At 68.5% G+C, this 12,305-nt stretch carries 7 protein-coding genes; all 7 read right to left on the reverse strand.

Annotated elements, in window-relative coordinates:
* Window positions 1-95 precede the first annotated feature (95 nt).
* Window positions 96-2,843 (reverse strand): bifunctional YncE family protein/alkaline phosphatase family protein, encoded by a 2,748-nt coding sequence (locus Pmi06nite_RS33780; protein ID WP_203957247.1) that lies wholly within the window; start codon window positions 2,841-2,843, stop codon window positions 96-98.
* Window positions 2,844-2,847: 4 nt separating this feature from the next.
* Window positions 2,848-4,203: an ABC-2 transporter permease family protein gene (locus tag Pmi06nite_RS33785; protein WP_203957248.1), complete on the reverse strand. Its 1,356-nt coding sequence runs from the start codon at window positions 4,201-4,203 to the stop codon at window positions 2,848-2,850.
* A complete protein-coding gene (locus tag Pmi06nite_RS33790) occupies window positions 4,203-5,171 on the reverse strand; it encodes an ABC transporter ATP-binding protein (protein ID WP_203957249.1) in 969 nt (322 codons plus the stop codon). Before Pmi06nite_RS33790 ends, Pmi06nite_RS33785 begins: the two co-directional genes overlap by 1 nt.
* Window positions 5,172-5,532: 361 nt before the next feature.
* On the reverse strand, window positions 5,533-6,954 hold the full coding sequence (locus tag Pmi06nite_RS33795; protein ID WP_203957250.1) for a PepSY-like domain-containing protein: 1,422 nt from the start codon (window positions 6,952-6,954) through the stop codon (window positions 5,533-5,535).
* Between the two features lie 338 nt (window positions 6,955-7,292).
* Window positions 7,293-9,962 (reverse strand): DUF5107 domain-containing protein, encoded by a 2,670-nt coding sequence (locus tag Pmi06nite_RS33800; RefSeq protein WP_203957251.1) that lies wholly within the window; start codon window positions 9,960-9,962, stop codon window positions 7,293-7,295.
* 267 nt (window positions 9,963-10,229) lie between these two features.
* Window positions 10,230-11,219: a sugar kinase gene (locus Pmi06nite_RS33805; protein WP_203957252.1), complete on the reverse strand. Its 990-nt coding sequence runs from the start codon at window positions 11,217-11,219 to the stop codon at window positions 10,230-10,232.
* A gap of 46 nt (window positions 11,220-11,265) precedes the next feature.
* On the reverse strand, window positions 11,266-12,246 hold the full coding sequence (locus Pmi06nite_RS33810) for a substrate-binding domain-containing protein (RefSeq protein ID WP_203957253.1): 981 nt from the start codon (window positions 12,244-12,246) through the stop codon (window positions 11,266-11,268).
* Window positions 12,247-12,305: the final 59 nt, after the last annotated feature.

Consider the following 12,305-nt stretch of genomic DNA (forward strand, 5'->3'; position numbering starts at 1 on the left):
GTGACCGGTGCGAACGGCGGGCACCTTGACGGTAGAGGCGGACGGCCCGCCGGGATCCCGGCGGGCCGTCGTGTAAATGGTGACTTAGTCGGAGGTCAGCCGTCGTTCTCCGACGACGGGATGTAGGCGCCCGGCACCTGGTCCGGCGTGTAGATCTCGGTCTCGCCCGGGTAGGGCTTCTTGAAGTCGTGCGCCTCGTACCACGAGAAGCGGTTCATCTGCTCGGGGCTGGCGGAGTCGGCCCTGGCGTCGGGCCCGGTGAACTTCTGCTGCGACTTCCAGGCCCCCCACTTCGCCGCGGTCCCCTGCTCGGCCGCCGGCACCTTCGCCGTCGGCGCGGCCGCGGCGGCCGGGTCCTGCGGCGCCGGGACGTCCGCACCGCAGGACGGCAGGTTCGCGGTCGACAGACCCAGGGTCAGCGAGGTGCGGTTCGGCAGGGCGGTGAACGGCGTGTAGTCGGGCTTGTTGGTGAAGGCCGCGGTCATCGGGGTGGCGGCGGTGTCCTTCTGGTTCATCGGGTGGATCCCGAGGATCTGCTCGATGGTGCGGACCATGGTGATCTGCGTGTAGTAGTGGCTGTCGACCTTGCCGTGCTGGGCCCAGGGGCTGATGATCTGGACCGGGGCACGGTGGCCGTCGACGTGGTCGGTGCCGGCCTGGGAGTCGTCCTCGACCACGAAGATCGCGGAGTCCTTCCAGTACTTGCTGTGCGAGATCTCGTCAACGATCTTGCCGACGGCCAGGTCGTTGTCGGCGACCTGAGCGGCCCCGTTCACCGGACCACCGGTGTGATCGCTGGAGAGCCAGAACATGTTGAGGTTCGCCGGACCGTTCTTCTCGAAGTCCTGCTTCCAGATCTCCTCCCGGTAGATGTCCGGGACGCTGGTGTCGAACTTCGGGAAGCCGTGCACGGACACGTCGTTGAGCGACGGGATCGGCGAGGACGAGTCCAGGGTGTAGGCGGTGTTCTGCCCGGTCGCCTGCATGTTCTTGGTGTCGCAGTACAGGTTCTGCCAGCTTGCGCCGGCCGGCTTGGTCAGGAACTGCTGGAACTCACCGAAGTCCCGCACGGTCTTGCCCGCCGCCTGCGCACCGGACCAGATGAAGCCGGTCCGCTGGTGGCCGAGAGCGTCGTCCTCGGTGTCGTAGCTGCGCAGGTACTCACCGGCCGAGGACTCGGTGTACTCGGGGTTGTCGGCCTGCATGAGCCAGTTGTGACCCTCGGCGGAGTTCGTGCCGATGTCGTAGGTGTTGTCGTAGAGACCGAACTGCTCAGCCAACGCGTGCTGGTTCGGCGTCACGTTCTCGCCGTACTGGGCCAGCGCCGGGGCGCCGTTGCCCTGCGGGATGTCACCGAAGACCTGGTCGTAGGTCCGGTTCTCCTTGACCAGCAGGAAGACGTGCTTGATGGTCGACGGGTCACCGAGGCGCTTCGGGACCGCCTCAGCCTTCTGCTTGTTGCCGTGGGCTTCCTTGAGGTCGTTCTTGCCCCAGCCGTTCTGCTCGAAGACCGTGTTCGTGTACTTGGCGATCTCCTTGTCGGACGGCAGCTTGAACCGCGTCAGGCTCGACGTCGTGTCGTGGGTGCCGTGCCCGGCGGCCGTGGTGGGGCGGCGGGCGTCGATGCCACGGGTGTTGGAGACGAGCACGTCGTCGCCGACGGTGGTGATCTCCGCGGGGAAGTAGTCCGTCGGGAGCAGGCCGACGTAGCTGACCGGCTCCTGCGGCTTGGTGTAGCGGTAGACGGCGACCGCGTTGGCGCGGCCGAGCGTCACCAGCAGGTGACCGTCGTGGGTGAGCGTCACGGCGTCGGGCTCGTAGCCCACCGAGGCCTCCGGCCACGGCTGGGTCGCGATGGTCTGGACGACCTTGTCGCGCTTGGTGTCGATGACCGACACGCCGTTGGTGGCGGTGTTGGTGACGAACACCGCGCCGTCCTTGGCGTACACGGCGGTCGGGTGCAGACCGACGTCGATGCTCGCGGGGGCGGCAGCCGGGTTCGCCAGGTCGATGACGCTGACCGTGCCGGTGGTGGTGGCACCGGTCTTCGGGTCGGCCGGAACCTGGGTGCCGTAGGAGTTGATCGTGGTCTCGCCGGGCTTGGCCGGGCGGCCGCCCTCGTTGCTGACGTACAGCTTGTTGCCGACCTGGACCATGCCGCGCGGGGCGTTGCCCACGGCCCAGCTCTGCTTGATGGCGCCGGTCGCCGCGTCGAGCGCGACCACGCGGTTCTGGCCGTTGACCGCCGAGTACACGGTGGAGCCGTCCGCCGAGAAGACCGCCGCGGCCGACAGCGCGTGCTTGGAGCCGTCCGCCGGGATCTTGATGTCGACCGGGTTGGTGACGCTGCCGTCCGCGTTCACGTCAAGCCGGGTGTAGCCGTCGGTCCGGCCCAGCCACAGGTGCTTGCCGTCGGGCGAGTACGTGGGGCCTTCCTGGCCCACGTCGGCGCCGCTGAGGCGCGGGGTGGACGACGCGGCGTTGCTGACGACCTGCTGAACCGTGTAGGTCTTCAGGTCGACGATGGCGAGCGCCGCCCCACCGTCGGTGACCGCGGCCGCGAGGTGGGTGCCGTCCGGGCTGACCGTGGACGACATGATCTTGCCGTTGTTGATGACGAGCCGGTCACCGATCGGCTTGATGTACTGGTCGCCGGACACGACCAGGCCCTTGTCGGTGGTCTGGCCGACCTGGTCGGTGCCGAACATGCCGGTCGAGGCGTAGGCGATGCCCCCGCCGGCGACGACGAGAGCGGCGGTGGCGGCCGCGAGGAGCTGAACCCGGCGCCCGGTGGGTCGGAGTCCGAAACGGTCCTTTGTGACGCGCTGGCGCGTGACGTGCATGAAACTATTCCTTCGTGGTGCTTGTGAGCAGGTCGACGTTCCCGTCGAACTGCCACAGGGGGTTGGGCGCGTCCCCGTTCGGGGTGCGCACCTGGAAGTAGCCGTTCACCTCCTTCGGCCCGTCTCCGTCGGCGACGTACCGCCCGTCCGCGGTGACGTCGAGCTGGTAGATGGCGTTGCCCACGGCGGTCGCGCCGGGGACGTGCCAGGTGACGACGCATCGCCAGTCGTTGCCCGGCCCCTCGTCGAGGTCCCGGGAGTCGCCCTTGTCGCAGGACGCGGTGGCCTGCAGCTGGGCCTCGGGGACGTCGGGGCGATGGAGCTCCTGCGTCTGCAGCCGGTAGAGGTGGGAGTACGCCGTGGCGAGCGAGTCCTGCAGCTTCACCTTCTCGATCCCCGAGCCCGTCGCGGGGGTCGCGACGGCGATCACGCCGATGGTGAGGGCGACCACGCCCGCCAGCGGCAACACCCCCGCCACAAGGGCCCGCCGGCCCGACCCGTCGTATGTCAGGTCGGTGAAGTCGCGGCGCAGGAACAGCAGGTAGGCCAGCACGGTGGCGACGACCGCCCACACGAGGCTCACCACGAGGCCGATGAGGAGGGGGCCCGCCTGCGCCGGGCTGGTGAACAGCCCGCGCCAGGCGAGGAACGCGTGGCTCGGCAGGGCGAGCTGTACGGCCACCGGCAGCGGGAGCAACTGCGCGAGCTGAAGCACGAAGGCGAGCAGCGCGGGCATCAGCAGCCCCATCGGAGAGCGGCCCAGGGCGACCGAGCCGAGGAGGCCGACCGCGGCGAACGCCAGCGTCGGCGCCAACGCGCAGGCCCACGCGAGCAGGACCGTGCCGGCCGCGTCCGCCGGGGCGAGGAGATGGCCGTCCAGACCTGCGAGCGGTCGGTTGCCGACCGCGGCCAGACCACCGGCGATGCCCGACGCGGTCAGCCCGGCCACCAGCAACAGGATCACGGTGAGGCTGGCAAGGGTCTTCGCCACGAAGATCCGCCGCGGGGACCGGACCGCCACGAGGAGGTGGCGCCAGGTGCCCAGCCGGTCCTCGACGGCGAAGACGTCGCCGGCGACCAGCGCCGTCAGCAGCGGAAGCGCCCAGCTGCACGAGAAGTCCAGCACGACCAGCGACCCCGCCCAGCCGGTCGCGTTCATCCAGCGGCCGAAGACCGTGTCGGCGGGTAGCGAGCTCTGCAGGCTCACCACGGCCACGAAGGCCGCCGGGGCGATCCAGCAGGCGAGCAGCAGCAGGCGGATCCGCCACTGGGAGAGCAGCTTGACCAGCTCGAACCGGTAGCCGTGCAGCACAGGCGCCGGCCTGGCGTCGGCCCGGGGTCGGGTGACGGTCGCGGTCATCACAGGTCCTCCTGGTCGGTCTGCGCGGGCTCGGTGCCGGTCCCGGTCAGGGCCAGGAACGCGGCCTCGAGCGGCGTCATCACGGGCCCCAGCTCTCGGAGCGCCACGCCGGCTTGCACGAGCCGCACGACCAGCTCGTCGAGGGCCGGCACCGGTCCGCGGACGACGATGTCGGCGTCCGCCCGTTGACCGGGGTCGCTGCCGGGCACGACGCGGAGCCCCGGTGTCTCTGCTGCCAGCCGGCGGGTGGCCTCCTGATCAGAGGTGAGCAGCCGGTAGTCGAGCTCGCCGCTTTCGGCGGCGAGTTTGCTCAGCGGCCCGGAGAAGACGACCCGTCCGGTGGCGAGGATGGTGACCTCGGAGCACAGCGCGGCGAGGTCGTCCATCCGGTGGCTGGACAGGACCACCGCGGTCCCTTCCGCGGCGAGTCCGGTGATGACGCGGTGCACATGCTGCTTGCCGGCGAGGTCCAGGCCGTTGGCCGGCTCGTCGAGAACGAGCAGCCGCGGTGTGGTGAGCAGCGCGGCGGCCAGCCCGAGCCGCTGGCGCATTCCCAGGGAGAAGCCGCGGACACGGTCGTCGGCGACGTCGGTGAGCCCGACCTGCTCCAGTGCGTCGTCGACGCCGCTGGTTCGGCCGGCGTCGTACCGGCGCAATGAGGCCAGGGCCGAGAGGTTCTGCCGCGCGGTGAGCGAGGGATAGAGCCCGGGGCCGTCCACGAAGCCCGCGACACCGTCGGGGACGGCGAGCGTCCGCCCGACCGGCGTACCCAGGATCTCGAGGCTGCCGCTGTCCGCGACCGCCAGGCCCAGCAGCAGACCGAGGAGCGTCGTCTTGCCCGCGCCGTTCGGGCCGACCAGGCCGTGGACCTGTCCGCCCCCCACGTCGAGGTCGATGCCGTCGAGTGCGACCACGTCACCGAAGGACTTCCTGATCCCGCGACCCCGGACTGCGGGGCTCCTGTCCATGTCGGTCTCCTCTTTGCTTGATCAGCAGCAAGAAGAACCTAGAGATCACGGTTTGCCTCAGTAAGGCATGCAGTCAAACATTGGAACAATGCTGATTAACCTGCCATTTGCCATTTAACCGGGCGATAACCTTTCCACTTAGACGGCAGCCCACGGCAACGATTAGCAGGCGTTCCACGGAGTGACACGGCCGCCATCACGACCTTCAGTCAGGGAGTCGCGGGTACAAGCCTCGACCGCTCCCCCGACGACCGCGCCCGGTCCCTATTGATCTGGACCCCCTCCGCGCGTCGGGTTTTGCCCGGTGGCATGAGAGGAGGGCCGGGCGACCCGACCCTCCTGCTCGATTTCCTCGTTGGGGCTATTTCTGCTTGGGGACGTACAGCTTGATCGAGTCGATCGTCGCGGTGCCCTCACCAGCGTCGGTGTACGGGTCGCCGATCACGGGGAAGTCGGGGTAACCCGAGCCGGACGGCCACTGGTCCGGCCACTCCTGCTGGTCGTAGACGCCGTTCTGTACGAGGGTGGCGTTGTAGCGGCCGTCGTACTGATCGGGCGTGTTGTTGTAGTGCCAGATGGGCACGTTGTCGACGACGAAGTCCCGGTGGAAGCGGATCGTCTGGTGCCCGCCGTGCAGGAACGTTCCGGTGACCTCTTCGGTGTAGCCGGTCTTGTCCCGCTCGACGGCGAAGACGTAGTCGCTGTTCGGCATCAGTTCGGGGACCATCTCCGCCGCCGCGGACGGCGACACCTGCGCCGAGGCCACGCCGTCGGAACAGGTGGTCATGAACCACTGCGAGTTGCCGGTGATTCCGCCCTTGCCAGGGTGGAAGTTCGGCAGGCCGTTGATCCACATGTCCACGACGTTCTTGGTGCTGTCGCGGTATGGGTAGTACGTGTTGGTCGTCGGGTCGCAGACGCGCCCGCCGCTACCCGTGCCGATCCGGTCGGGGTGCTGGGCGAACGAGTCCATGAGAATCTTCCGCCGGTAGTGCCAGAAGTGCAGGTTCGCCGGCTGAGGGTTCGAGAAGTCGACGATGCCGAGCAGGTGGAAGGCGTTATATCCGAAGGGACCGTTCGTCACGCTCTGCCAGTCACACGGATCTGTCGTGATCTCGCTGTTCCACCCACGGGTCCCGATGCCTTCCGCGTACGGGAACTGCGTCTTGCACTCGCCGGCCACTGTCGAGTAGCCGTTCTCCTTGCCGTCGTAGATGACGCTGCCGTTGCGCTCCCCGCCGAAGTCGAGCGTCTTGAGGTGGTACTCGAGACGGTATTCGGCTGGCAGCTTCTGCGTGGTGGTGATGAGCGCGCCGTCGTAGGAATCCGGTGAATTGATCTTGAGAACGTTGCCGCCCTTCGCCTTCTCGGTCGAGATTGTCGGCGGCCGCTCCGGAGTGCCGTTCTTGTCCCAGTCGCGGGCCGATAATGAGGCGGTCAGCCAGCCGTCCTTGCCGAACGGCACCTGCTTGCGGTACGTCGCGTAGCTGCTCAGCGCAGCTTGCATGCCGGGGCCGTAGTCGTTCTTCCACCAGTCCCCGTAGTCGTCCATGATCGTGTCGAAGGGCTGGTCACCGGTGAAGCGGATCCACGGACTCGAGTCCGTGTTCAGGTTCTTCTCGTGGCCCTGGAAATCCTCCGAGTACTTCAGTTTCCACTTGGTGGCGGCCGCCGCCGACTCGCTGTGCGTGGCCGCCGTGGCCGGGACGCTCACGCCCGGGATCGCGGTCGCCGCGATGACGAGTCCGGCGATACCGGTCCTCAGTGTTCGCTTACTACGCATTGGCATCTCCTAGAAATCCTGCTTGTTGTCGTACAAGCCCAGGTTCAGGTGCTTGCCTTGCTCAGGGCCCGTTCCGCCGGATCGTTGCCGGCGCAGTCACTGCCGCCCCGTCCGGCGCAACCGTCGGAACGTGCCCTTGTGGATGTGCTCCTGCGTGCTCCTTGGTGGTCTGTGACGACTCGACCAGCGTGTCCTTGTCCACCTCCTCGCCGTCAGAGCACCTTGATGGCCTGGTCGAGCCCGAGGCGGCCGATCTGGTCGGCGCTGTTCACCCTGGTGACGGCATAGATTCAGACGATGCGTCGCCCGCCGCGGATCGCGCCGGCGGGCGACTGCGATCAGGTGCCGGACTCGGCCGTGAGCAGGGTGGCGCCCTTGGCGTCGGTGAGTACGAGGCGGGCCTGGGCGCCTGGCGCGACCTTGCCCTTGAGCTTGACCGCGGTGTTCACCGTCCCGGTGAAGGCGCTCTTGTCCAGCGTCTTGCCGGTCGCGGCGTCGACCAGGGTCGCGTGCAGCCGCTGCCCGATCTTGGTCGAGAACAGCCTGCTGGTGACGTTGCCCGACGCGTCCACCTTGACGTCCGCGGCGCCGTCGGTGTTCGCGTTGGTGACGTCGCCGAGGTCCATCGTCGGCAGGAACGTCTCCGTCCACGACAGGGTCTGCCCGGCCTTGAGCGTGGCGGGGGTGAAGAACTTCAAGGACGCGCCGGCCCACAACTCGATGTAGGGGCGGGCCGAGTTGCCCTTGCTGTAGACGTTGGTGTCGAAGGAGCCGTTCTGGCCCCACTCCCAGAACTTCATGCCGGGGGTCTTGGTGTTGTCGCCGACCCGGATGACGCCCTCGTCGTTCTCATGGTTGACGACGCCCCACCAGTTGCCCTGCTGCATGGTGGCCAGGTCCTGGCCGTAGGCGATGCCCGAGTTGGTCCAGTTGGACATCTGCTTGAGCTTGTCCAGCTTGAGCAGGCCGGAGCCGGCGGGTCCGGCAGGCTGTTCGACGCTCTCCATCCACTTGTAGCCCGGGTCGCGGTAGACCGTCTTGACCGGCGAGACGACCGACATCGTCGGGGATCCCGAGTTCGACGGGGCGCCCGGCGCGAGCGTCGTGCACGTCCAGTACTCGAACTGCTTGTCCTCCGCGTTCGGGTTGTTCAGGCTGACCGCCATGTCGACGGTCGGCTTGCCCGCGTCCACGGAGTAGGTGACGGACGTCTTGATGCCGGTGGCGCCGTGCACGTACTTGGACGGCTTGAACGGGTAGTCGACGTCGTCGGTCTTGGTCATGGTCAGCGAGAACCTGCCGTCACGCTGGTCGATCTTGTAGTCCCACGGCACATTCCAGTACTTGCCGTGCTCGGCTTCGGTGAGCGTCGGGAACACACCGCCGTACACCATGAGCCAGTTCTGGTAGAACGGCGAGTTGCCGGGGGTCCCGGGCGCCGCGCTGGAGAACCCGTACGGGGTGCCGACGGGGTTGGTGTACAGCAGATCGTGCCCGGTCGGCTTGTAGATGATCGAGAGGAGACGGCCGCCGTAGCTGGGCGCGAACGTCGCCTTGATGTACTTGTTCTCCACCTCGATGGTCTTGATGGTCTGCCCGACCACCTTGTTGGCCACGCCGTCCGACCGGACGGACACACCGTCGTCGCTGACCTTGTAGTCGTAGCGCTCGAAGACGGTGGTGGCGTGCGTGTCGACCTTGAGGTAATCCGGGCCGTTCGAGTTGAAGCCGGCACCCGGCGAGGTGAAGTGCCTCGGGGCCTGGACGGACACGGACGCGGTGCCCGTGCTGGCGGTGCCGGTGACGTCGGTGACAGCCCCCTGGGCGAGCGCCACCGAGCCGCGCGCGCCGGCCTTGAAGGTCTGCCCGCTGTCCAGCTTGATCACGAGGGTGGACGCGTCGGAGAAGTACGCCGCGTCGTCGCGCAGCGCCTGGTTCACGTCCTTGCCCGAGGTGGTGGTGAGGCCGGTGAAGCGCAGCAGTCCGCGGACCTGGTCGGCAGTGACGTTGGTGCCGCTCACGCCGGTCTTGGTCTCCTTCACCGCCAGGTCGCCGGCCTTGGCGATCCGATGGTTGAACCGGATCTCGATCCTGTCGCCGGACTCCCCGACCTCGGCACCGGCGATCCCCGGAGCCGCGTAGGCGCCTCCGCCGCCCGCGACGGTCGCGCCGACGTCGGCGGTGGCCGATCCCGCGTTCGTGGTCAGTTTCAGGCGGGTGCCGAGAGTCAACTGGTACGAGGCGTCGGTGTTCAGGTCGGCGCCGAAGTACAGCCGGTATCTGCGCTGGTTGGTCCCGGTGAGGCTTTCCACGTACACCGGGTGGACGGACGAGTCGCCGCTCGTGAGCGTGATGTCCGATCCGGTGTAGGCGCCGGTCGGCATCCCCGACCAGACCGTCCCGGCGAACGTGACGTCCACCGTGCGCGAGTCCACCTGCTGGGCGGACGAGACGCTTGCGAGCGCGGCGTCCTGGGTGGTGCCGCGGAACTTGGACTGCTTCGTCGACGAGCCGGGCAGCACGCCGCCGTCCGCGGATCGGAAGAACAGGTCGCCGAGCTTGTCGCTCCCGCCGTCGAACCACAGCTCGTAGGTGTGGCCCTCCAGCGTGGCGCCGGCGCCCAGCACCACCCTCAGCGTCCGATGGTCAGGGGTGTCCACGGGACGGACGGTCGTGCCCGCGACCTGCGAGAGCGGCCGGCCGTCGAGCGCCGCGTCCGCGCCGCCGGCGACGCCGCCGCTGACCTTGATGTACTGCGCCGCGTACGCCAGGTTGGCTGCGGAGAACTGCAGGATGTCCGACCCCAGCGCCTTGTTGAAGGTGATGTCGATCGACTTGTCGTCGACCGAGGACACCTTGCTGACGCGCAGAGACGGCTGCGCCGAGTGCTGGGACTGGGCCAATACCGGCTGGGGCAGCGACACGACCGCGCCGCCCACCGTGGTCAAGGCCAGCGCCACGGCGAGGGCAGCGCCACGTGGGCGCGTCCGGTTAAACTGCGTGTTCATGTAGTCCTCTCCTATGAGGGGTGGTCCCGGAGCCCGGTGTGCAGACCGGGCTCCGGTGGCTTTTTCAGCCGACTTCTTCGGAATGTGGACTGATGTCCGCGTCTGTCCTTGTGTGGAGTGGGCGGGAATCACGACGGCAGGGCGTCGCCCAGACCTGGCAGGCACCGGAGCCGAGCACTTCCGCTGAAGAAGTTCGACCTAGGGGATACGGATCAGAGCCGACAGTTGGGTAGACGGGCGGCCGGTGGACGGAGGACGCTGCGGCGGTCAGGCGGATTCGCTGGAGGAGGGCTGTGGCTCGACGTCCGGGGACGCGCCCGCCCGCACCCGCATCACCTCCTCCGCGCTCGGATAGGACCTGGCGCAGCCGGCCCACCGGCACGACAGCGCCCCAGCGATCACGGCCAGTTCGAGCGCGTCGGGCGGCGCCGTACCGGCGAGCCGTCCGGACAGGTAGGCGCCGGCCAGCGCGTCGCCGGCCCCCGCCGTGTCGACGACCACCACCTGTGGCGCAGCGACGCGATGGATCTCACCGTCGGTCAGCACCACCGCCCCGGCCGGGCCGTCGGTCAGCACGATCTCCTGCGGCCCCTCCCCCAGCGCGGCCCTGATCCGGTCGGGACGGTCCGTGTCGAGCATCGCGCGGGCGTCCTCACTGGACAGGATCACGATGTCGGCGGCGCGGGCGAACGCGAGGTTCTGGTCGGTGTCGGGGCGCAGCATCGGGCGGTGGTTGACGCAGAAGGTCACCGTGACGCCACTGTCGCGAGCCAGTTCGGCCGCCCGCTCGGCGGCCCGGGCGGCACTGCCGGAGATCGCCAGCGAGATCCCGCTGACGTGCAGCGCCCCGGCGCCGTCCAGCAGGCGCTCGTCCACGTCCGCCGCGCTGAGCCGCGTCGCCGCCGAGCCGGACCGGTAGTAGTCGAAGGTGTGCCCTCCGTGCCGCACCGCATTGACGTACAGCCCGGTGGGAGCGGACGGATCGACGGCGACCCGGTCGACGTCCAGGTGCGCACGCCGCCAGAAGTCCAGCAGCAGGCGGCCCGGGGTGTCCGCGCCAAGGCGAGTCAGCAACCTGGCTCGGGTGCCCATCCGGGCCGCCATGACGGCCACGTTGGCGACGTCCCCGCCGATACCCCGGCCGAGGTAGTCGGAGGGAAGGTCGTCACGCACTCCCACCTCCAGCAGCCCCTCGCCCACAGCGACGAGGACGGGCGTCCCTTCGCTGCTCGCGGGATCGGTGTTGTCTTGGATCACGCCGGCTTCCTCACTCCCGATTCGGTACGGCACAGCGGCGAGCGGATCAGAAGATGCTGTCCGGGTTGCTGTACCGGTCCACGTTGTCCCCGGTGACCAGCGGGGCCTCCAACGGGGTGTCCTTGCTCGGCTCGGCCCCCGCGAGCACGGCCATCATCCGGTCCAGGCCCGCGCGGCCGATCGTGTCGGCGTTGTTGACCGCGGTGGCGGCGTAGTTCGAGCCGCTCTTGATGGCGGCCAACGCCTCCTTCTGGCCGTCGGCCGCGACGAGGAACATCTCGCTGGTCCGCCCGGCGTCAGAGATCGCCTTCTGCGCGCCGAGGCACATCGCGTCGTTCTCACAGAACACCGCGTCGATGTGCTTGTTCTTGGCGAGGAGGTTCTCCATCACCTTCAGGCCTCCGTCGGAGCTCCACCCCCCGAAGTCCGGGGCGGTCACGACCGTGATGCCGGGCGACTGCTTGACCACGCCGAGCAGGCCGTTCGTCCGGTCCAGACCGATGGTGTTGTCGGCCGGGCCGCCCGTGATGACGGCGAGAGTGCCGTTGCCCTTCAGCCGGTCGGCGATGTACTGGCCGTCGCCCTGTCCGATCTGGGTGTTGTTGGGGCCGATCCAGCTGGTGTACTGGCCGCCGGCGAACTTGCGGTCCACCAGGATCGACGGGACCTTCTTCTGCTCGATGGCGTTCATCGCGGCGGGCGCGGCGTTCAGCGGGCCGCCGGAGATGATGATCCCGTCCACCTTCTGGGTGAGCAGGTCGTTGACGTTCGTGGTCAGCTTGGCCGCGTCCCCCTGCGCATCCGTGCTGATCACCTTGACGTTGCTGTAGGTCTTGGCCTCGGTCTCGATGGCCTTGGCCATCGCGATGAAATACGGCGCCTGGAGGCTGTAGTTCGCAATGCCGATGGTCAGGGTCTTCTTCGCGGCGCCTCCGCCGCTGTCACCTCCGCTGCCATCGGAGCCTCCGCACGCTGCGAGCGACAATGCGAGCGCACTCACGAGGGCACAACCGGCGATCTTCTTCATGGTTCTTCCTTCGGGGGGATTGGACGCCTCACGACATGGCGAACGAGGCGACGGGGATG

Origin of the sequence: Planotetraspora mira, assembly GCF_016863275.1 — a bacterium.
GTDB lineage: Bacteria > Actinomycetota > Actinomycetes > Streptosporangiales > Streptosporangiaceae > Planotetraspora > Planotetraspora mira.

What these genes read in the sequence shown, in the direction of transcription:
- Pmi06nite_RS33785 (WP_203957248.1), bottom strand. Translation starts at nt 4,203, where the DNA reads ATGACCGCGACCGTCACCCGACCCCGGGCCGACGCCAGGCCGGCGCCT.
- Pmi06nite_RS33780 (WP_203957247.1), bottom strand. Translation starts at nt 2,843, where the DNA reads ATGCACGTCACGCGCCAGCGCGTCACAAAGGACCGTTTCGGACTCCGA.
- Pmi06nite_RS33790 (WP_203957249.1), bottom strand. Translation starts at nt 5,171, where the DNA reads ATGGACAGGAGCCCCGCAGTCCGGGGTCGCGGGATCAGGAAGTCCTTC.
- Pmi06nite_RS33795 (WP_203957250.1), bottom strand. Translation starts at nt 6,954, where the DNA reads ATGCGTAGTAAGCGAACACTGAGGACCGGTATCGCCGGACTCGTCATC.
- Pmi06nite_RS33800 (WP_203957251.1), bottom strand. Translation starts at nt 9,962, where the DNA reads ATGAACACGCAGTTTAACCGGACGCGCCCACGTGGCGCTGCCCTCGCC.
- Pmi06nite_RS33810 (WP_203957253.1), bottom strand. Translation starts at nt 12,246, where the DNA reads ATGAAGAAGATCGCCGGTTGTGCCCTCGTGAGTGCGCTCGCATTGTCG.